The 20,733-nt window shown below is 70.9% G+C and carries 15 protein-coding genes; 9 read left to right on the top strand and 6 right to left on the bottom strand.

What is annotated here, in order from left to right:
- Window positions 1-35: 35 nt before the first annotated feature.
- On the bottom strand, window positions 36-1,247 hold the full coding sequence (locus tag F3T56_RS49540; RefSeq protein WP_281291960.1) for a protein phosphatase 2C domain-containing protein: 1,212 nt from the start codon (window positions 1,245-1,247) through the stop codon (window positions 36-38).
- A 1,608-nt stretch (window positions 1,248-2,855) separates the two neighbouring features.
- Between F3T56_RS49540 and F3T56_RS40000 the strand changes: the two genes are divergently transcribed.
- A complete protein-coding gene (locus tag F3T56_RS40000; RefSeq protein WP_149830380.1) occupies window positions 2,856-3,338 on the top strand; it encodes a DUF456 domain-containing protein in 483 nt (160 codons plus the stop codon).
- 36 nt (window positions 3,339-3,374) lie between these two features.
- On the opposite strand, the gene F3T56_RS39995 is transcribed toward F3T56_RS40000, so the two are convergent.
- A complete protein-coding gene (locus F3T56_RS39995; protein WP_149830379.1) occupies window positions 3,375-5,216 on the bottom strand; it encodes a glycoside hydrolase family 35 protein in 1,842 nt (613 codons plus the stop codon).
- A gap of 140 nt (window positions 5,217-5,356) precedes the next feature.
- Here F3T56_RS39995 and F3T56_RS39990 point away from each other — a divergent pair, with 140 nt between their 5' ends.
- From F3T56_RS39990 to F3T56_RS39955, 8 genes are all read left to right on the top strand, one after another.
- Window positions 5,357-6,385, top strand: coding sequence for a LacI family DNA-binding transcriptional regulator (locus F3T56_RS39990; RefSeq protein ID WP_149830378.1), 1,029 nt, complete (start codon window positions 5,357-5,359; stop codon window positions 6,383-6,385).
- Between the two features lie 383 nt (window positions 6,386-6,768).
- Window positions 6,769-8,094, top strand: coding sequence for a carbohydrate ABC transporter substrate-binding protein (locus F3T56_RS39985; RefSeq protein ID WP_149830377.1), 1,326 nt, complete (start codon window positions 6,769-6,771; stop codon window positions 8,092-8,094).
- Between the two features lies 1 nt (window position 8,095).
- Window positions 8,096-9,082, top strand: a complete 987-nt coding sequence (locus F3T56_RS39980; protein WP_216373067.1) for a carbohydrate ABC transporter permease — start codon at window positions 8,096-8,098, stop codon at window positions 9,080-9,082.
- Between the two features lie 20 nt (window positions 9,083-9,102).
- Complete coding sequence (locus tag F3T56_RS39975) at window positions 9,103-9,981, top strand: carbohydrate ABC transporter permease (RefSeq protein ID WP_149830376.1); 879 nt, start codon at window positions 9,103-9,105, stop codon at window positions 9,979-9,981.
- 209 nt (window positions 9,982-10,190) lie between these two features.
- Window positions 10,191-10,370, top strand: a complete 180-nt coding sequence (locus tag F3T56_RS39970) for a DUF6903 family protein (protein ID WP_149830375.1) — start codon at window positions 10,191-10,193, stop codon at window positions 10,368-10,370.
- On the top strand, window positions 10,367-11,812 hold the full coding sequence (locus tag F3T56_RS39965; RefSeq protein ID WP_216373066.1) for an alpha-L-fucosidase: 1,446 nt from the start codon (window positions 10,367-10,369) through the stop codon (window positions 11,810-11,812). Before F3T56_RS39970 ends, F3T56_RS39965 begins: the two co-directional genes overlap by 4 nt.
- A 35-nt stretch (window positions 11,813-11,847) precedes the next feature.
- The gene (locus F3T56_RS39960) at window positions 11,848-12,930 is read left to right on the top strand and encodes a peptidyl-prolyl cis-trans isomerase (protein WP_172639368.1); all 1,083 of its coding nucleotides are present in this window, start codon (window positions 11,848-11,850) and stop codon (window positions 12,928-12,930) included.
- Window positions 12,927-15,269: a discoidin domain-containing protein gene (locus F3T56_RS39955; RefSeq protein WP_149830373.1), complete on the top strand. Its 2,343-nt coding sequence runs from the start codon at window positions 12,927-12,929 to the stop codon at window positions 15,267-15,269. Before F3T56_RS39960 ends, F3T56_RS39955 begins: the two co-directional genes overlap by 4 nt.
- A 33-nt stretch (window positions 15,270-15,302) precedes the next feature.
- Here the strand turns inward: F3T56_RS39955 and F3T56_RS39950 are convergent, their stop codons facing one another.
- The 4 genes from F3T56_RS39950 to F3T56_RS39935 form a co-directional block, all read right to left on the bottom strand.
- On the bottom strand, window positions 15,303-15,818 hold the full coding sequence (locus F3T56_RS39950) for a methylated-DNA--[protein]-cysteine S-methyltransferase (RefSeq protein WP_281291959.1): 516 nt from the start codon (window positions 15,816-15,818) through the stop codon (window positions 15,303-15,305).
- Window positions 15,815-17,203, bottom strand: coding sequence for a DNA-3-methyladenine glycosylase 2 family protein (locus F3T56_RS39945; protein ID WP_149830372.1), 1,389 nt, complete (start codon window positions 17,201-17,203; stop codon window positions 15,815-15,817). Before F3T56_RS39945 ends, F3T56_RS39950 begins: the two co-directional genes overlap by 4 nt.
- 234 nt (window positions 17,204-17,437) lie before the next feature.
- The gene (locus tag F3T56_RS39940; RefSeq protein ID WP_149830371.1) at window positions 17,438-18,958 is read right to left on the bottom strand and encodes a cellulose-binding domain-containing protein; all 1,521 of its coding nucleotides are present in this window, start codon (window positions 18,956-18,958) and stop codon (window positions 17,438-17,440) included.
- A 217-nt stretch (window positions 18,959-19,175) separates the two neighbouring features.
- Window positions 19,176-20,501: a radical SAM protein gene (locus tag F3T56_RS39935; protein ID WP_149830370.1), complete on the bottom strand. Its 1,326-nt coding sequence runs from the start codon at window positions 20,499-20,501 to the stop codon at window positions 19,176-19,178.
- Between the last annotated feature and the right edge of the window lie 232 nt (window positions 20,502-20,733).

Raw genomic sequence — 20,733 nt, 5'->3', positions numbered from 1 at the left:
CCGACGCGTCGTGTTGACGCTCGTCGCGGGTTCGGTCATGCCTCCCACACGGCCGCGGCCGTACGGTCGTCCGTGTATCCCTTGACCCTGACCTGGGCGTCGGCGAGGAACGCGGCGAGGCCGGGCGGCTCCGCGCTCGCCCAGCGCGCCGCCAGGTGCTCGGCGAGCGGGGCCTCACCGCGCAGCGGCTCGGCGAGACCGCCGGTGCACAGCAGCAGGACGTCGCCCTCGCGGGCCACGGACGCCCGGAAGCGGAAGGGTTCGCGAGGCGGCGCCGGGGCGGGGTCGTACGGGCTCGGAGGTGTCGTGATGCCGAGGTCCATGGTGAGGCGGTCGCCCTCGGGCGTCTCGTGCGGCAGCGAGCCGAAGCCGACCACCGGGGCTCCCGCCGTGTCGGCGACCCGTGGCTCTATGTCCTGCCACTCCCCGCCCCGCAGCCGGAACAGTCCGCCGGTGCCGACGCCGAAGAACACGCGGGTACGGCACTGGGGGTCGGCCGGGAGCAGCAGACAGCGCAGGCTCGCCGTGTACTCCTCCGGGTCGAAGCCCTGTTCCACGGCGCTGGCGCGGAGTTTGCCGAGGCCGCGGTCGGTGAGCCGGTGCAGCCCCGACTTCAGGTCGCCGCGCCGGGCCGCCCGGATGTCCTCCGCCAGCCGCGCGTGGCTGCGCCCGATCGCCCCGCCGATCCACCGGCACGCCTCGGCCGCCGCGCGATGCGCCCCCGGGGTGGCCCGGGCACCGGTCGCCATGGCCACGAGCACCAGGGCCTGCTCGCCCACGCCGAAACGGGCGGTCAGCAGGGAGTCCCGGCGCGGCTCGCCCCGGTAGCGCGCCGAGTCCCCACGCAGGGAGGCCGCCCGCAGTGTGCACGTCCCGTAGCGCGCCCCGTCCAGCACGGTGTCCGCGACCAGGTCACCGAGGTCGTCCGGGTCCGCCGCGGGCAACGAGGTCGGCTCGGCGTCATAGGTGGGCGGTCCGGAGCCCACGTAGTCGACCCGCACCTTCTGGCTGCCCGTGACCAGGGTGATCTCGTCCGCCTGGAGGGTGGGGAGGTCCAGCCGGGTGGGCGGCCGGGCGTCGGAGGGTTCTGCGGATGCGGGGCCTGGCAGGGCGTCCGCGGGGGACGGGAGCTCGGGAGGCGGCTCCGCCGATCGGCCGGGAGCGGACGGGACGGCATCGGACGGGGCGGCCTCGGACCGGACGCCATCGGACGGCGACGTCGTGGCCGGCCGCGCCCACGGGGCCAAGGGTCGTGACGGGCCGGACTGCGGGGGCGGAGGGGGCGTGCGATCGGAGGGCTCGTCGGTCGGAGGCCGGGCTCCGGGGACCTGGCCCCTGGGCGTGTCGGTCGACGGCTCGGCTCCGGCTCCGGCTCCGGCTCCGGCTCCGGGGACCTGATCCGTGGGTGGCTGGGTGGGTTTACGGCGCTGGGGCAGGGCCGCCCGGAAGCCCGGTGGGGTTGGTCCGGGCGGGAAGGCGCGGGGGCCGGGGGGATGCGCGGGGGGCGGCTCCCAGGGCGCGGGCTGAGGGGTGAGGCCACTGCGGCGGAGGGCGTCGGTGGTGGGGGTGGGGGGCGCGTCGGGGGCGGAATCCGATGCCGGGGCCCCGTCCTGGTGCGGGTCCACGTCCCGGTCCCGGTCTGGGTCGGGAACGGGAAGGTCGCCTGGGCGGCCGGCTCGTCCGCTCAGTCCGCCCGACCCACCCAAGACGCCGGGGCCGCGCCCGCTGAACCCGCGCGATCCTCCGGTCGCGCCGAGTCCGCCGTGTTCACCGGGCCCCCCGCGTCCGTCAGGCCCGCCGTGTTCACTGGGTCCACCGAGTTCACCAGGCCCGTCGAGCCCTCCGGACCCGCCCAGTTCACCGGGCCCATCGGCTCCGCCGGGGCCGTCTGCTCCGCCGGGGCCGTCTGCTCCGCCGGGGTCGTCTGCTCCGCCGGGCGGGCTATGCGAGGGCACCCGGTCCGAACGGGGCCCCGAGGCGCCGGCTGTGGGGCCGGAGGCGCCCGCTGCCTGGCCGGAGGCGCCCAGTTCTGCGCCTCGTGCACCCGAGGGGGTCGACCTGCCCGGTCCGGCACCCGTTGGGTCCGAGCGGCCCGAGAGATCCGATCCCGCGCCCGGCACATCCGAGCGGCCCGGTCCGTCCGGAGCGGCGCCAGACGCACCCCATCGGCTCGACCCATCCGATCCCGCGCCCGGCGTACCCGAGCGACCCGAACGCGCACCGGGCACACCCGAGCGACCCGACCCCTCCGATGCCGCGCCCGGCTCGCCCCAGCGACCTGACCCGTCCGAATCCGCGCCCGGCGCGCCCGAAGGGCTGCCCGGTGCCGCTCCCCAGTTGCCCGGTGGTTCCGACGGAGTCGTCGGCTGCTTCCCTACCGTGCCCGCCGCCGAGGCGAAGCGGTCGTCGAGGGAATCGGCCGCGACCGAGGGGCCCGTGTCCCCCTTGGCGTCGTCGTACAACTGCCGCCACCAGTCGTCCTCGTGACCGGTCGGCCTCTCCCCCTGCTGGCTCATGCCCCTAATTGTCCACCTCAGGAGCCGTATGAAAACGGGGCATCCGGAAAATCGGGCCGCGGAGCCGACGACCGCACGGCGTGTCGGACCACACGTCGAACTCCGGTGCGAGGCAAGGGAGTCGAGGGAGGGGAGGTTCCTCCGCGCCTCCTCCGGGTCCGGCCGCGTAGGACCGCCGGGCGGTGCCACCCCCCACAGGAGAAACCGCCCGGCGGCGCCGGGGCGGCCGGGGCGTGGTGCGCGGCGGCCGGTCGCCCGAGTGTGGGGCATGTTCCTGGGATTCCGCTGTGTGTCCCGGCATGACCTGCGCGTTCTCCCACCGTCCGGCACCCTGGGCAGATGGGAGCGTGGGAACTCCTGCTGGTCGGTGTGGTGCTGCTGCTCGGCCTGTGCGGAGTACTGGTGCCCGGCGTACCGGGGTCCTGGCTCGTGTGGGCCGCGGTCATGTGGTGGGCCCTGGAGGAGCCCCGGCCGGTCGCCTGGTGGGTGCTCGTGGGCACCACCTCGGTCCTGCTCCTGTCGCGTGCGATCCGCTGGGGTCTGCCTCCCAGGCGGCTGGAAGAGAGCGGCGCCACCCCCCGAATGGCGGTCTACGCCGGTGTCGGCGCCGTCATGGGCTTCGTCCTCGTCCCGGTGCTCGGCACGATTCCCGGTTTCATCGCCGGCATCTACCTCGCCGAGCGGCTGCGGCTCGGCCGGCACGGCGAGGCGGTGGCCGCGGTGCGTACGGCGATGCGGTCGGGGGGGTCGAGTGTGCTGGCGGAACTGTTCGCGTGTCTGCTGGTCGCGGGGGCGTGGGTGGGAGCGGTGATCGGGAAGTGAGGAGTGCCCGACAAATGCCGGTCACCCGTCCACCCCTCAGTCGAACTCCTCGACATACTCCTCCGGCGGCCCCAACTCGGGCCGGTCCCGGAGCTCCAGGATTCCGCCGAGCCGTTCCAGCTCCAGTACGGTCACGGTGTTCTCGCCCGGGCGCAGCAGCGGGGCCGGGCAGTACAGCGTGACCTGGGGGCCGATCTTCCAGTGGCGGCCGAGGAGGAAGTCGTTGACCCAGACGAGGCCGCGGCCGGAGCCCGGCAGGGCGAAGAAGGTGTCCGCGGGGGTGTCGACCTGGAACGTCCCGACGGCGAACCCCGTTCGGGTGATCGGGGGGCCGGCGGCGACGGCGGCGGTCAGCTCTGTGCCGGACCACTCCTGCAGCGCGACCGGCGTACTGTCCCAGCCCTGCACAGCGCGCCGGTCGACGAGGACGGGACCGAGCAGGCCCTTGTGCCGGCCGATGCCGGGCCCGTAGTTCACCCGGCCGAGGTTCTCGACGAGGACCTCCAGCCGTACGACGGCACCGGTCCCGTGGACGGGGAGTTCCGGGGCATCGGGATCGGCGGCGCCGAGCAGGGCGCCGTCGGCGAAGACCAGGGCCCGGTCGCGTACGTCGGTGAGGACGAGCCGGTGTTCGCCCGCCGGGATGCGGGGGTGCGCGGTGTGCAGGACCATGCCCGCGTCCAGGCCGAGCCGCTCGAAGGAGGCGGGGCGCGGGGCGGTCGTGGTCGGGGCCGGTACGGCGCGGAGGCCGGGGAGCACGTCGGCGCGGTGGACGAGCGGGACGTGGGCCGGCGGGAGCGTCGGCATCCGTGCGGGCGACCGCACCGGCCCGCGTGCGCCGAGGGCCTCGCGTACGGCGAAGAACTTGGCGGTGAGGGTGCCGTCCTCGGCGATGGGCGCGTCGGAGTCGTAGCTCGTCACGATCGGGCGTAGGCGGCCCTCGTCCTCGTTGGCGCCCGCCCAGAGGCCGAAGTTGGTGCCGCCGTGGGCCATGTAGACGCTCACGCTGCCGCCGTCGGCGATGATGCCGCGGAGGGTGTGGACCGCGCTGTCGACGCCTCGGACGTGGTGCCGTTTGCCCCAGTGGTCGAACCAGCCGTTCCAGAACTCGGCGACCAGGAACGGTTCGTCCGGTCGTCGGGCCGCGAGGAGTCGGCGGGCGGCGTCGGGCTCGGAGCCCAGGGTGACGGCGGCCAGGGTGCCGGGGAGGGTGCCGCCGTCCTGCATCAGCTCGGTGGGCCCGTCGGCGGTGAACAGCAGTTCGCTGATGCCGCGCGTCGTCAGGGCCCGGCGGTTCCAGCGCAGGTAGGCGTGGTCGTCGCCATAGCTGCCGAACTCGTTCTCCACCTGCACGGCCAACACGGGCCCGCCCTCGGCGGTCTGGAGCGCGGCGAGGCGCGGGATCAGCTCGTCGAACCAGTGGCCGACTGCGGAGGTGAACGCCGGGTCCGCGCTGCGGATCGCGAGATCGCGGGCGGTGAGCCAGCTGGGCAGGCCGCCGTTGGACCACTCGGCGCAGATGTACGGGCCTGGCCGGACGACGACGTCGAGGCCCTCCTCGCCCACCGTGCGGATGAACCGCTCGACGTCCCGCCAGCCGTCGAAGTGTGGCGGCTCGTTCTCGTGGGGCTGGTGGAAGTTCCACGGCACATAGGTGTCGACCGTGTTGAGTCCGAGGTCGGCGAGGCGGCGGATCCGGTCCCGCCAGAGGTCGGGGTGGACGCGGAAGTAGTGCAGCGCCCCGGACAGGATGCGATGGGGGACGCCGTGCCGGTACAGGCGCCCCGCGCCCCAGGTGAGCGCGGGGGTGGCGACGTCGGGGGGCGGGTCGGTCGTGGTGTGGGCCGGTGCGATGTGGGTCGTGGGCGGCTCAGTCACGGTGGGGAGCGTATGTTATCGATGCCATGAGTAACAAGCCCGATATGATCGGGGGAACGACGTGATCGGCTGATGGCATGACCGGTGAACGACGTGATCGGTGAACGACGTCGCGGGTTCGGCCGCGGGAGAGGAGCGCCATGAGCGAGGGCACCGCGGGCATCGAGAGGCCCAGGCAGCCGAGCATGGCCGACGTGGCCCGGACCGCCGGGGTGTCGGCGCAGACCGTCTCGCGTGCGCTCCGCGGCTCGCCGAACGTCAACCCGGAGACGAAGAGGCGCGTGCTCGCCGCCGTCGACCGGGTCGGCTACCGGTTCAACAGCGCCGCCCGGACGCTGTCGTCCGGGCGCAGCCACACCATCGGGCTCGTGCTGCTGGGATCCGGCGGGTACTACTCGCGCTCGGCGGTGACGGCCGGCGTCGAGGCGGCCGCCGGCGCGGCCGGGTACGCGGTGAGCATCGCGACGATCGCCGCGCTCGACACGGGTCTGATGGAGCGGGCCCTGTCCAAGCTGGCCGACCAGGGCGTCGACGGCTTCGTCATCGCCGTACCGCTGATCTCGGTGACGCCGAAGATGGAGGACATCACCCGCGACCTCCCGACCGTCACGCTCGACGGCTCGCGGACGGCGGGTGCCCGGGTGCTCGGGATCGACCAGCGGGAGGCGGGGCGGGTCGCCACGCAGCATCTGCTCGACCTGGGACACCGGCAGGTGTGGCACATCTCCGGGCCCGACGAGTGGATCGAGGCGCGTCGGCGGCGGCGGGGCTGGCAGGAGTGTCTGGCCGCGGCGGGGATCGAGGCGCCGCCGCCGCTGGAGGGGGACTGGTCGCCCGACTCGGGGTATCGGCACGGGCAGATCCTGGCGATGATCCCGGACGTGACCGCGGTTTTCGTCGCGGGGGACGAGATGGCGTTCGGCGTGATCCGGGCGCTGCGTGAGCGGGGGCGGTCGGTGCCGGAGGATGTGTCGATCGTGAGCGTCGATGACATCGCGTTGGCGGCGTACTGTCATCCGCCGCTGACGACGGTTCGGCAGGACTTCTATCGGTACGGTGCGGCGGCTGTGGCTCTGCTGCTTCAGGGGGGCAGGGCGGACGTCGACGATGCGGTGGCCGATGTGTCGCTGTCGGTGCGGGGGTCCACGGCGCCGCCGCGGGTGTCCTGACCTCGGGTTTCGCCCCCGCCGCCCCTACCCGTCCCATCCCCGGGGGCGGCTGCCCCTTCGCCCCCGCCACGCCTAGGAGCTCGGGGCTGGGGGTGCGTTGGCGGGTGCGGGTAGTTCGTGGCTTGTCGCGCAATTCCCCGCGCCCCTGAAAAGCAGAGGCTGCGCCCCTTGCTTTTCGGCCCGCAGGGCCATGTCTTTCAGGGGCGCGGGAACTGCGCGAGCAACCCCCACTCACCCGCACTTTGCCGGAAACCCTCTCGTGCACCCCTTGCGCCGCCCCGCGCTTCGGTGCCAACGTAAGTGCACATGTTATCGGTGCCACCGTAACAAGTCCCGATCGCCATGCGATCTTGATCCACCTTGATCCACGGGAAGGACCCCACATGAGGAGATCGCTCGTCCTCGGCGCGGGTGCCGCGGTCACGGCGCTCGGGCTGCTCGTCGGCTGCTCGGCCGGCGGGGACGGATCGGACTCCGGCAGGACGACCCTTGAGGTCGCCGCCCTCGAAGGCGGGTACGGCCGGGACATGTACACGCAGGTCATCAAGGCGTACGAGGCTTCGCATCCCGACATCGATGTCCGGTTGCAGATCTCGAAGAGCATCGAGGACGAGATCACCCCGAACATGAAGGCGGGGCGCTTCCCGGACGTCGTGGTGCTCGGCCAGGGCCGCAAGGCCGCCCTCACCGAGACCCTGGTCAAGGACAAGGCGCTGGAGGACCTCACCCCGGTGCTGGAGACGAAGATCCCCGGCGAGGACAGGACGGTCGGGGACAAGCTCACCGAGGGCATCGTCGGCAACCTCAACACGAACCCGTACGGCACTGACCAGACGTATCTGATGCCGATGTACTACGCGCCGACCGGCCTCTTCTACAACAAGGGCCTGTTCGAGGAGAAGGGCTGGAAGGTCCCGGGCACCTGGGACGAGATGTTCGCGCTCGGGGAGACGGCGAAGAAGCAGGGCATACCGCTGTTCACGTATCCGACCGCCGGCTACCTCGACTCGTACTTCTTCGCGCTGCTCGCCGACGTAGGCGGCGAGGACTTCTACACCGACGTGATGACGTACGAGAAGGACGTCTGGAAGACGGCGAAGGCCCGGCAGGCTCTCGACATCACCACCAAGCTGCTGGGTTACGCGGCTCCCGCCACCGCCGGGTACGCCAACGAGCAGGACTTCACCAAGAACCAGCAGCTGGTCCTCGACAACAAGGCGCTGTTCATGCCGAACGGCACCTGGATCGTCGGCGAGATGGCGGAAGCGCCGCGCGCGAAGGGCTTCCAGTGGGGTCTGACGCCGCTACCCGCGGTCACCACGGGCGGCAAGCGCTACATCACGACGTCGGTCGAGTCGGTCTGGGTGCCCAGCGCCGCCCAAGACAAGGACGCGGCCAAGGAGTTCATCGCCTATCTGTACTCCGACGAGGCGGCGAAGATCTTCGCGAAGTCGAACGCGATCCAGCCGGTCGAGGGCATCGCGAGCAGTCTGTCGGCGGAGAATGCCGCGTTTTATCAGCTGTACGAGGATCCGTCGGTCTCCGCGCTCGTCGGCGGGTTCGCCAGTACCGCGCCCGTCCCGGGCGTCGACATCAAGGCCACGCTCTTCGACACCGCGAACAGCATCATCAGCGGCGACACCACCGAGGACGAGTGGCAGGCCGCGCTGAACGACGCCAGCGAGAAGCTGCGCCAGGCGGGCGACTGAGGTGACGACCCTGTCCACCCCACGTCAGGACTCGACGAACCGAACGCGCAAATCGGCGCTGCGCGACGGGAGTTCACGGAGCGGCGGCACTCGGGCCACGGTTCGGCGGCGGGCCGACGGGCGCTTCGTGCTCGCCTGTCTGCTGCCCGCGCTGGTGCTCTTCATCGTGTTCATGATCGTCCCGACCGTGAACGTGTTCCGGATGTCCCTCTACACCTGGAGCGGTTTCTCCCCCGACCTGCGCTTCGTCGGGCTCGACAACTTCTCCCGTCTCCTCGACGACGAACAGTTCGTGCGCGCCTTCCAGAACACGGTCGCGCTCCTGATCGTGGTGACCGTCGTAACGATGGGCATGGCCCTGTTCCTCGCCGCGATCATGACCCGGCAACGGCTGCGCGGCCGGAACCTGTACCGGTTCGTCCTCTACATACCCAACGTGCTCTCGGTCGTCGTCATCGCGGCGATCTTCTCCGCCGTCTACGACCAGGAGAACGGCCTGCTCAACGGCACACTCCGACTGCTGTCGCTCGACGGTCTGCAACAGGTCTGGCTCGGCGACCAGAAGATCGTGCTCTACTCCGTCGCGATCGCGATGGTCTGGCAGTCGCTGGGCTACTACATGGTCCTCTACATGGCGGGCATGGCGAGCATCCCGGAGGAGCTCTACGAGGCGAGCGCCCTCGACGGGGCGTCCGCCACCCGGCAGTTCTTCTCCCTCACCCTGCCGCTCATCTGGCAGAGTCTGCGCACCACACTGACGTTCTTCGTCATGAGCGCCGTCAACCTCAGCTTCGTCCTTGTCCGCGCGATGACCGGCGGCGGGCCCGACGGCTCCTCCGAGGTCCTGCTGAGCTACATGTACAAGCAGGCGTACACGAATTCGTCGTACGGCTACGGCATGGCCATCGGAGTCGTCATCTTCGCGTTCTCCTTCCTCGTGTCGCTGCTGGTGAGCCGGGCGACTCGGCGCGAGCCCCTCCAGTTCTGACAGTTCTGAGGACAGGCAGCATGACCCTGACCAGTTCGTCCCGCCCCCGCACCGGCCGGGCGCTCACCTACGCCCTCGTCGTCGCCCTCTCGCTCGTCATCGCCGTGCCGGTGGCCTGGGTGCTGCTCGCCTCGCTCAAGGGGAAGAGCGAGTTCTTCGGCAGCCCCTGGACGCTGCCCGAGGGCCTGCACATCCAGAACTACGTCGACGCGTTCGTGACCGCGCACATGGGCCAGTACTTCCTGACCTCGGTGTTCGTCACCGTGCTCGGGCTGGTGTTCGTGCTCGCGGTGTCCGTGCCGGCGGCGTACGTCATCGCCCGGTACGAGTTCCGAGGCCGCCGCCTCGTCGAATTCGCGCTGCTTGGCGGCCTGTTCGTCAACGTCAACTACATCGTCGTACCGATCTTCCTCATGCTCGTCGACTGGGACCGCGCACTCATCGACGTCTTCCCCGGCGGCTTCTTCATCGACAACCCGGCCGTCCTGTCGCTCGTCTACGCGGCCACGTCGATCCCGTTCACGATCTATCTGCTCACCGCGTACTTCCGCTCGATCCCGGTCGAGTACGAGGAGGCCGCCGCGCTGGACGGCGCATCCCGGCTCCGCATCATGACCACGGTCATGCTCCCGATGGCCCGCCCGGCGGTCACCACCGTGATCCTCTTCAACTTCCTCGCCTACTGGAACGACTTCATCATCGCGCTCACCCTGCTCCCCGGCGAGGGAAAGACGTTGCAGGTCGGGCTCTTGAATCTGTTCACCGCGCAGAAGGCGGCGGCCGACTACGGGCGGCTCTACGCCGGCATGGTCATCGTCATCGTCCCCGTCTTCCTCCTCTACGCCCTCATCCAGCGCCGGCTCATCGAGGGCATGGCGTCCGGCGGAGTGAAGGGCTAGCGCTCCGCTGGATGTGCCGCTCCATGCCGTCGCTCGTCTGCGGCGCCGTCGTAGCTGATCGCTCCCCCACGCTCGACTTCGCTCGAGCGTGGGGACCCCCATCGCGGCGGAGCGCACATCGACACCGCCCCGCGCCCCTTCAGGGCGCAGCCGAACCGCAGCGGACTTCGCCCGACCTGTTCAGTCGAAGGCTGACGAAAGGATTCCCCATGAAGGAAGCGACGCATACGGCCCTGCTCGTCACCGCCCGTACGCTCGTCGCGGCGGTCTGTCTCGCACTCGTCGTCACCGCCCGCACGACGGTCGGTTGGGGCAGCCTCCTGACCATGCTGGCGGGGCTGGCCGGGCTGCTGGCCCTGCTCGCCGCGTACAACCGGCGGTTCCGGTGACCGCGCCCACGGCGTCCGGAGCGACGTCCGGACGGGCACCGGCACTGGCCGCGATCCGGCCGAGTGAGCGCCAACTCGCCTGGCAGGCCATGGAGTTCTACGGATTCCTCCACTTCGGCATGAACACCATGACGGACCGCGAGTGGGGCGAGGGCCACGACGACCCGGCGCTCTTCGACCCGGCCGGCCTCGACGCCGACCAGTGGGTCGCGGCGCTCAAGGCCGCCGGCATGACCGGCGTGATCCTCACCGCCAAGCACCACGACGGGTTCTGCCTCTGGCCCAGCGACGTCACGACGTACTCGGTGGCCTCGTCGCCGTGGCGCGACGGCCGGGGGGATGTGGTCGCGGAGGTCGCCGAAGCGGCCCGACGGCACGGCCTGCACTTCGGGATCTACCTCTCCCCCTGGGACCGTACCGAGGCCTCCTACGGCTCCGGCACCGCCTACGACGACTTCTACGTCGCCCAGCTCACCGAACTGCTCACCCGCTACGGCCCGGTGTTCTCGGTGTGGCTGGACGGCGCGAACGGCGAGGGCCCGAACGGCAAGGTCCAGGTCTACGACTGGGAGCGGTACTACGCGGTGGTCCGCGAGGCGCAGCCGGACGCGGTCATCAGTGTGTGCGGGCCCGACGTGCGCTGGTGCGGCAACGAGGCCGGGGAGACCCGCCCCGACGAGTGGAGCGTGGTGCCGCGCGCCCTGCGGGACGCCGAGCGCACCGCCGACCGCTCACAGCGGGCGGACGACGGTGCCTTCGCCCGGCTCGTCCGCAGCGACGACCGCGACCTCGGCAGCCGCGACGCCCTGGCCGGGCACGAGGACGACCTGGTCTGGTACCCGGCCGAGGTCAACACCTCGATCCGCCCGGGCTGGTTCCACCACCCGGCCGAGGATGCCGAAGTCCGTTCCGTGGAGGAGCTGTTCACCATCCATCTGCGTGCCGTCGGCGGCAACTCCTGCTTCCTGCTCAACGTCCCACCGGCCCGCGACGGGCGGCTGCGGGACACCGACGTGGCCGTACTGGAGGGGCTGGGTCGGCGCATCGAAGAGTTCCGGGCCCGGAGGGTCGAGGCGTCCGTGACGGTCTCGTCCGGCGAACCAGGCGACGTCGCGACCGCGTGGCCCGGCAGGGGGCGCGCCCCGTGGCGACCGGACGGCGGGGACGAACTGCCGGGCGTGACGGTCGCGTTCGCGGGGCCGCGACCGGTCGAGGCGGTCGTCCTGGGCGAGGACATCGCTCAGGGGCAGCGCATCGAGCACGTCGTCGTACGAGGCCGCCGGGACGGGCGGTGGACGACGCTCGCCGAGGCGAACGCGGTGGGATACCAGCGCATTCTGACGTTCCCGCCGGTCGAGGTCGACGCCGTACTGGTCGAGGTGACGGAGTCACGGGACACACCCGTGATGGCCCGGGTCGCGGTGATCGGGGCGGCGTCATGAAGGGCACCTCGCGCAGGCCGAGTACTCCGCGCGCGGTGAGCGCCTCCCGCCGCTCGGCCCCGGCGCGCCGGCCGTCGCGCCGCGCCCTCGCCCTGATCACCGGCGTGTGCGTGGCTCTCGTCGCCCTGCTGGTGACCGCGGCGGCGCTCCTCGACGATCGCACCACCGACGAGGTCGCCACCGTCGACGGACACCCGGTGACCCAGGACGAACTCCTCTTCCATATGCGGCGGTTGGCGCCGACCGTGCAGAACGAGCTGCACAACGAGTACGACCTGCGCGGCCCGGTCGACTGGGACGCCGAGGCCGGCGGCAGGACCGCGATCCAGCGGCTCGAAACCCGTGCGCTGGACGAGATCAGGCGGGACAGGACCACGCTCGTCCTGGCGAAGGAGCAGGGACTGGTGGACTCCGTGGACCACGCGGACTTCCTGGCCGCGGTGGCTCGGGAGAACGAGTCCCGGGCGAAGGCGATCGCGGCGGGCGAGACGGTGTACGGCGTGGCGAACTTCTCCCCCGAGGAGTACTACACCCACCGGCTCACGGAACTCACCACCGCCCTGAAGAAGCGGCTCGGCACGGATGCCGACGACCCGCTGTGGGTCACCGACGCCGAGGTCCGCAAGGAGTTCGAGGCCGACCGGGACGCCTGGAGCGCCAATGCGACGACGTACACGTACACGCGGCTGGTCGTGCCGGTGCCCGAAGGCGCGGACACGGACCACGCCGCCCGCCTCCAGCAGCGGGTGACCTCCGCCGAGGACCTCGCGGCCGTGGCCGCCGGCGAACCGGGCGCCGAGCTCACGACCGACACGTACGAGGGCGGCGGCGCCACCTCGTTGAACGCCCACGACCAGGACCTGATGGCGGTGCTCGGCGGACTCGAACCGGGTCGGACCTCCACGCCCGTCAAGGGCACCGGCCAGATCACCTACTACGAGCTCGACAGCAAGAGCGTCGACGAGGACAAGGCGTTCGCCGAGTACTCCCAGCGGATCCGGCAGTCCCTCGTCGAGGAGAAGTTCGACCAGTACCTCCAGCGCCGTATCGACAAGAGCGACATCGACATCGGCACCTCGGCGTTGGACGCCATCACCGCAGAGGATGTGCAGCAATGAGACCCATCGGAACCGGATCACCACCCCTGATACGAACTGTACGAACGCTGTACGCGGGCCTCGTCGCCCTGCTCGCCGCGCTGCTCGTCGGCTCGCTCGTCCCCGCCGCGTACGCCGCCGCACCCCCGGACCGTTCCAACACCCTGAACTCCAAGGCGGTCAAGCCCAGTTGGCCGGGCAACACCCCGAACACCACCGGCGGCAAGGACTACTACATCGACGCCACGCTCGGCCGGGACACCGCGGCCGGCACCTCTCCGGCGACCGCCTGGCGCACCCTGGCCAAGGCGAACGCGACGACGTTCCGGCCCGGTGACCGCATCCTGCTCAAGGCCGGTGAGCAGTGGCAGGACGAGCAGCTGTGGCCGAAGGGTTCCGGCAGCGCGGGCAGGCCGATCACCATCTCGGCGTACGGCGATCCGAACGCCGGCCGACCGTACATCGCGACGAACGGCAGGGTGCCGAGCCCGTTCAGGGCGGACGGCACGAAGAACCCGGCCACGGTCGGTCTGACCGGCGCGATCGTGCTGCGTAATCAGCAGTACTGGGACATCAACAACGTCGAACTCTCCAACGACGACGACTTCGCGACCGACATCACCTCCGGGTCGTACGTCCGTGACGGAATCATGGTGTCGATCAACGCCGATCTCCTCGGGAACGGCGCGGACAGCATCATGGACCACTTCCGCATCTCGAACATCTTCGTCCACGATCTCGACGGCCCGAGCACCTGGCAGCGCATTCACTACGGCGCCGTCAATTTCCAGGTCTTCGGCGGCAAGAGCTACAAGGAGTACGGCACCGGCGGCTATTACTTCAAGGACGTACGGATCGAGAACAACACCTTCGAGAACGTCGAACTGCACGCCATCCAGTTCGCGTTCAACTGGTTCGCGGCCGACGGCGCGGACGCCGGTCAGTACGACGAGAGCGGGAAGTGGCACGAGGGCTGGGAACAGCTGTGGGTGCGCACCCGTGACCTGTACAGCCGGGATGTCTACATCGGTCACAACTACGCCGAGAGCATCGGCCAGGGCGCGATCCAGCTCGCCAACACCAAGAACATGAAGGTCGAGTACAACGAGGTCAACGGCTATCTGAAGCGCTACGACGCGGTGTCCTGCGCCCTCTATCTCTGGGCCGGCGCCGACTCGGTCATGCAGTACAACGAGGTGTACGGCGGCCCGAACAACGAATTCGACGGCACCCCCTGGGACCTCGAATACACCAACTTCAACGTCACGTACCAGTTCAACTACTCGCACGACAACGCGGCGGGCTGGATGGCCTACATGGGCAACAGCGCCAATTCGGTGGCCCGTTACAACCTGAGCGTCAACGACAACGGCGTACTCGTGAAGAACATGCTGTCGACGAACTACTCGCCGACGTATTTCGTGAACAACACCTTCGTCTACGACGGCGCCGACCTCGACCACGTCCACGACGAGACATTCCTCAGCCGCGTCTACTTCCTGAACAACATCTTCCACAACACCTCGAAGACGACTCCGACCCCGTGGTACCGCCGCACCGGCGCCCTACGACAGGCCGTGTTCGCGCACAACGACTACTACGAGGCCGGCGGCACCCACTCCAGCCAGGAACCGGCCGACCCGAACGGCCTGCGCACCGACCCACGCTTCGTCGGCGACCCCGCCGAGTACGTCACCGGAGCAGGCGTGAAGCAGATCCGGAAGGCCGCCGCACACTTCGCCCTGCGCGACGACTCCCCCCTCATCGACGCCGGCCGCTACAACCCGCACCTGGGCACCGAGGACTTCCTCGGCACGCACCTCTACTACGGCGACGCCCCCGACATGGGCATCGCCGAGTCCCGTATCGGTCCCCAGGTCCCCGACCCGGTCGACGACGACCCCATCGAGGAGGAGGTGGACAGCCGCGTCGACCTCGCCCTCGGCAAACCCGTCACCGCGAGCTCGACCCACCCCGGCGCGAACGGGACCCTGACCGCCGACAAGCTGACCGACGGCAACCTCACGACCCGCTGGGCGGCGGCCGACGACGCGACCTATCCGATCACGCTCGACATCGACTTCGGCGCGGACACGACCTTCGACCAGGTGTACCTGGACGAGTACACCGACTCGGGCACCAACCCGAGGGTGCGGACGTTCGAGTTGCAGCGGTGGGACGCCGGAAGCGGGCGATGGGTCACCTTCGCGACCCGTGACACCGGCATCGGGCACGACCTCACCGTCACCGGCTTCGGCAGCGTCACGACCTCCCGGCTCCGGGTGGCGCTCACCGGGCAGATCGCGACGGAGCGGTACACGCCGACGCTGACGGAGATCGCCGTGTACCGGAGTACGTGACGGGCCCCTTCCCGGGAGGCCCGTCCGTCCGGCTCAGTCGGCCTGGAGCACTCCCTCCAGGCCGAGGAGCAGGCGCTTGCGGTCGAGGCCTCCCGCGTACCCGGTGAGCGACCCGTCCGCGCCGATCACCCGGTGGCATGGGCGGACGATGAGCAGCGGGTTGGCGCCGATCGCGCCGCCGACGGCCCGAACGGCGGCCCTGGGCGCGCCGATACGGGTGGCGATGGCTCCGTACGTGGTGGTCGCGCCGTACGGAACGTCGTCGAGCGCGGCCCAGACCCGCTGCCGGAAGTCGGTGCCCTCCCCGCTCAACTCCAGCCGGAACTCCTTGAGTTCACCGGCGAAGTAGGCGGCGAGCTGTTCCTCGGCCTCCCGGAACGGCCCCGCGTCGCGCCGCCACTGGGCCACGGGCACACGTCCGCCCTTCTGCCCGGGTACCGAGAGGGAGGTCAGGGCGCCGAACCCATCGGCGGTCAGGAGGAGTTCACCGACCGGGCTGTCGACGGTGGTGTACCGGATGCGCTGCTGGGCGAGGCTGTCGATGCTCACAGCGGGACTCCTTGATCCAATAGATGCTGACTGAGGTGTTGGAGGGCGTACGACCGCCACGGCCGCCAGGTGTCCGGGAACTCCTCGCCCGGTGGCGCCACGTCCGGATCGCCGAGTGCCCGGGTCCGGATCACGGCGACGGTACGGGCGTCCATGCCGGGCAGCCCGAGCAGCGCCGCCTGGGTGTCGTCCCGGTCGGCGCCGACGTCGAGGCGTGGGGTGCCGTCGGCGAGGGCGGTGGCGAGGGCGCCGAGCGGGCCGGTCGTCCCGGCCGGCGCGGCCGGTTCCGGGAACAGGTGGGTGAGCGTCCCCTCCGGGGCGTCCAGCGCCTTGCCGTACGCCCGCACGAGCCGCCCGGCTTCCTCCCGGCCCACGAGGGCGCGTACGGCGAACTCCTCGGGGTCGGCCGTGCCCGGCACCCGTAGCCCGGGCCGGGCGGCGACGAGAGGAGCGAGGCGTGGATCGGCCGCGAGGCGCTCGTCCACGGCGTACGGGTCGGCGTCGAGGTCGAACAGCCGGCGAAGTCGCTGCACGGCGGTGGTGAGGTCACGGGGATCGGTGAGCCGGAGGCGGGCGTCGAGCCAGCCGCCGGAATGGCTGTGGGGTCGCTGTCCGCCACCCGGCCGTTCGTCGACCGCGACGATTCCGGTGCCGTACGGCAGTCGCAGGGTGCGCCGGTAGGTGCGGCGGCCTCGGTCACCGCCGACCTCCTCGATCCCGGTGACCGCCTCGGCGGCGAGGACGTCGAAGAGGGCGGTGGCCTGGTACGGCCCCCGGTGGGCGAGCCGCAGCGGGATACCGGCGGCCAGCGTGGCCGAGCCACGCCGGTGGGCGGCAGCGCGCAGGCCGGTGGGGGTGTCGGCGTACACCGCCCGGATCGTGTCGTTGAACTGCCGCACGCTGGCGAACCCGGCCGCGAACGCGATCTCCGTGACCGGCAGTGACGTGGTCTGCAGCAGCACCCGCGCGGTGTGCGCCCGCTGGGCGCGGGCCAGTGCGACGGGGCCTGCGCCGACCTCTGCGGTGAGCTGCCGCTGGACCTGGCGTGCGCTGTAGCCCAGCCGCAGGGCCAGGCCCGCGACGCCTTCCCGGTCGACGACGCCGTCCCCGATCAGCCGCATGGCCCGGCCGACCGCGTCCGCGCGCACGTTCCACTCGGCCGAGCCCGGTACGGCGTCGGGCCGGCACCGGCGGCAGGCCCGGAAGCCGGCGCCCTGCGCGGCGGCGGCCGTCGCGTAGAACCGCACGTTCTCCCGCTTCGGCGTCACCGCCGGGCAGCTGGGCCGGCAGTAGATCCCCGTCGTCCCGACCGCGAAGAAGAACTCCCCGTCAAACCGCCCGTCCCTGCTCCGCACGGCCTCGTACCTGGTGTTCTCGTCCTCCATACGTCCAGTCTCGACCACGACGGAGAACGGGGCTGGCGGGAATCGGACACGGTGCCCGAGGGGATCTCGCCCCCGCCCGTCTTCTAGCCCGGGTGGTGGGGTTCGTTTGGCGGGTGCGGGTGGTTCGTGGTTGCTCGCGCAGTTCCCCGCGCCCCTGAAAAGACGGGGTGCGCCCGGTCTTTTCAGCGGCCCGCAGGGCCGTGCTTTTAGGGGCGCGCGGCCCCCGTCCAACGGTCAGTCCGCCGTCTCGCACTCCCGCCCGTTCAGCGTGAAGTCCTCCGGTGCCGAGTTGTCGTCGTTGTCCCAGGCGCCCAGGAAACCGACGCCGAAGGTGCCGCCCTCCTCGACCATCGCGTTGTAGTCGGCGGCGGTGGCGACGACGCGGGAGCCGTCCTGTTCGAAGGTGCCGTCCCACATCTGAGTGAGGCGTTGGCCGTCGCCGTAGGACCAGCCGATGCTCCAGCCGTCGAGTGCCTCGGTGGAGGTGACGGTGACGGCGGCCTGGAAGCCGCCCGGCCACTGGTTCACGATCTGGTAGCGGACATGGCAGGTGGCGGAGGACGACCCGCCGGGGTCGACCGGCTCGTGCGAGACCCGGGCCGGGGTCGAGGAGTCGCCCTGCGGCTCCTTGTTGTCGCCGTCGTCGTCCTTGTCACTTTTGTCGTCGTCGGAGCCGGGCTCCTGGGGCCGCGCCGTGCTCTGCATGTCGGAGGACACGCCGGACGGGGAGGGCTGCGCCGCGGGGTCGGAGGAGTCCCGCTGCACCACCGACGACTCGCCAGCCGCCGCGCCTTCGGCGACGGTCTCGTCGTCGCCGAAGGGCATGAGGGAGACGACGAGCGCGAGGACGGAGACCAGGCCGGCCCCGGCCAGCAGCCCGTTGCGGCCGAGCCGCGGCCTCGGCTCCCGGCCCGGCGAGAGTCCCCGGTCGGTGCCGGTGGAGTCGGCGCGCCCGGGGAGGAGGCCCGCCTCGGCCGCGCGTCGGCGGCGCTCCAGGTAGGCGAGTCCGCCCCAGCCGATCACGCCGCCGGCGAGGGCGGCGGGCAGTCCGCCGCCGTGCAGGCCTAGGCAGGCCGCGGCCTCGGCGCAGTCCACGCAGGTGGCGAGGTGCCGCGACAGGTCGTCGGGGGTCTCGGTGCCGGGCGAGCGGGTGATCGCGTCCAGCAGCCGGGCGTAGCTGTGGCAGTCGGTGTCGACGGGCGAGTCGAGCTGGTTGCGGTGGCACCGGTCCCTGAACAGCGCCCGCACCTGGTCGAGTTCGGCCTTGGCGACCGCCGGGTCGAGGCCGAGCCGGCGGGCCACCGAGTACAGCGGCAGCGACTCGACCTCGGCCAGCCACAGCAGGGCGGCGTCGGGCTCCTGCATGTCCCTGAGGGCACGCAGGGCGAGGGGCCGGTGCAGCGGAGGGCCGGTGTAGCGCGCGGCCTTGTCCGAGTTGAGCCAGAGGCGCAGGTCGGGGTCGAGCCGGTGGCCCTGCCCGTCCGTCTCCCAGGCGGCGGCGCTGGTTCTGACCCAGGTCAGCAGGAACGGTGTTCGGGGCAGCCGTAAAGCCCGCCGCCCGGCGGCACGCCCGGCCCCGGTCTCGTTCTCCAGGGCGTGCGCCTCGTGCATACCGTTGGTGAAGGCCTCGGTGGCCAGTTGCGTCGCGGCGATGGAACCGGACGTGCACAGATCGGCGTAGGAAAGGACCGCGTCCCAGCACTCCGAGAACAGCGCGGCTTCGGCGGCGTCCTGGGGCTTCGGCAGGTCAGGCATGAGTCTCCTGCATCCACAGAGCGAGAGCGAGGGGGGAGTCCACAAGGAGGTCAACTGCTCCCTTTGGAGAGGGAGTTGGGGGGACCCTCTTGTGGCAGCCCAGAGCTTTTCACGGTTCCCACACAACTGACAAGCCACGTCTTCAAATGCGGTTACCGCCGGTCACGCTGCCGAGTTGTACGAACGCCGAGCCCAATCGACTCACCCGTCACAGGAGTTACTTGGCGGAAACCTCCTCGGCCGCCGGGAGGCTGTCCATGAAGGAGCTGACGGAGAACACCGCGTGGCCGGGTCCGGGCGGGCCGTAGCCGGGCGGGGACGACAGCCCGAACTCGTCCATCGTCGCGCGGTACGCCTCCAGCAGGCGGATGTGGTACTCCAGCGGCGCGCCCTGCGGGTTGGCCTTGCCGAGCGGGGTCGTGGGCTCCGGGCACCAGGTGGTGAAGCGCGGGGTGATCCCGTGCGACATGAAGAAGCGCAGCCCCTCCGTCGTCGACGCGATGGCCTCGTCCACCGTCGTGAACCCGAAGGGCTCGGCCATCTCCACGCCCGCCACGAAGTTGGGGATCACATTGCGCGCGCCGAACACGCCCGCCGAGTCCAGGATGCGCCTGTGCCACTCGTCGCGGCCGACGTAACGCTCCTTGCCCGGGCAGTACAGCTCGAACAGGCGGCGGTCCCAGACCTCGTAGTTCGGGTGGTAGATCTTCACGCCGTAGTCGTGGAAACGCTTGACGTCGTCCAGCGGCAGCGCCTGGGCGACGACCTTGCCGATCCAGCGGTCCGGGAAGCGCTCCTCGATGGCCTTGGCGTAGTGACCGTAGAAGTCGGCCTCGTCCCGTCCCGCGACCGTCTTGGTGATCGCGCCACCGGTGAGGGTGTACGCGGTGGACGTCTTCGCCGTGTCGTACCGGTCGATGATCTCCAGCGCCTCCAGGACCTCGTCGACGTCCTTCACGCCCGTGTACGGCCGGCCCGCCGCCTTGTGCTGGCGCCAGTTGTGGTTGATGTCGCAGTACTGGCACTCCTCCTTGGCGCCGAAGTACTGGCAGACGCGGAAGACCGTGAGGTAAATGAGGTAGCCCCACTGGATGGTCGGGGCCACCTCCATCACGGACTTCCCGTTGGAGAGCGTGTGCCGGTAGTACTCGGGCATGGGCGGCACACCGACGTCCGCGATGCGCCGGCCGTCGAGGTACAGCCCGAGAAGCCCCTCCTCATCGGCGGCCACGCGATACGGCGACGACGGATTGACCCGTACGGAGACGACCGTGCGCCGTAGATCGTACGGGCCACCGGTGAGGATGATCTCCTCCGGCGGGCGGCGGAGGGCGGCCTCGCCGAGCTCGGGGAGGGTGCCGTGGTCGAAGGAGAAGATGAAGTACGACTTCGGCTTGACCTCGCCGTCCTCGTTGTCGCTCAACGCGGAGGCGTCGAACGCCACGCCACCCCTGAGCAGGTCCTCCTTGAAGACGGCTTCCCATGGCACATGCGGGAACCTCTCCATCAGGTCCTCCACCAGCGCGGTCCGGCTGCCACCCATCCCGTTCTCTCCTCGCTCCCGACGTCGCGACGGGGATCGCCCGCGCGCAGCTCCCCCCACGGTATGCCTCCGGCTGACGCCTTCGAGCTCGGGGGGTGGGGGTGCGTCGGCGGGTGCGGGTGGTTCGTGGCTTGTCGCGCAGTTCCCCGCGCCCCTGAAAGCATGGGCTGCGCCCCATGCTTTTCGGCCCGCAGGGCCGTGTCTTTCAGGGGCGCGGGGAACTGCGCGAACA

It is taken from the genome of Streptomyces tailanensis (genome assembly GCF_008386495.1).
Taxonomy (GTDB): Bacteria; Actinomycetota; Actinomycetes; order Streptomycetales; family Streptomycetaceae; genus Streptomyces; species Streptomyces tailanensis.
Note: the sequence above shows the minus strand (reverse complement) of the source record. Positions and strands in the feature narration are given on the sequence as shown.

Coding starts and splice junctions, on each gene's coding strand:
- F3T56_RS39955 (WP_149830373.1), top strand. CDS start 12,927: ATGAGACCCATCGGAACCGGATCACCACCCCTGATACGAACTGTACGA.
- F3T56_RS39970 (WP_149830375.1), top strand. CDS start 10,191: ATGAAGGAAGCGACGCATACGGCCCTGCTCGTCACCGCCCGTACGCTC.
- F3T56_RS40000 (WP_149830380.1), top strand. CDS start 2,856: ATGGGAGCGTGGGAACTCCTGCTGGTCGGTGTGGTGCTGCTGCTCGGC.
- F3T56_RS39935 (WP_149830370.1), bottom strand. CDS start 20,501: ATGGGTGGCAGCCGGACCGCGCTGGTGGAGGACCTGATGGAGAGGTTC.
- F3T56_RS39990 (WP_149830378.1), top strand. CDS start 5,357: ATGAGCGAGGGCACCGCGGGCATCGAGAGGCCCAGGCAGCCGAGCATG.
- F3T56_RS39975 (WP_149830376.1), top strand. CDS start 9,103: ATGACCCTGACCAGTTCGTCCCGCCCCCGCACCGGCCGGGCGCTCACC.
- F3T56_RS39940 (WP_149830371.1), bottom strand. CDS start 18,958: ATGCCTGACCTGCCGAAGCCCCAGGACGCCGCCGAAGCCGCGCTGTTC.
- F3T56_RS39945 (WP_149830372.1), bottom strand. CDS start 17,203: ATGGAGGACGAGAACACCAGGTACGAGGCCGTGCGGAGCAGGGACGGG.
- F3T56_RS39985 (WP_149830377.1), top strand. CDS start 6,769: ATGAGGAGATCGCTCGTCCTCGGCGCGGGTGCCGCGGTCACGGCGCTC.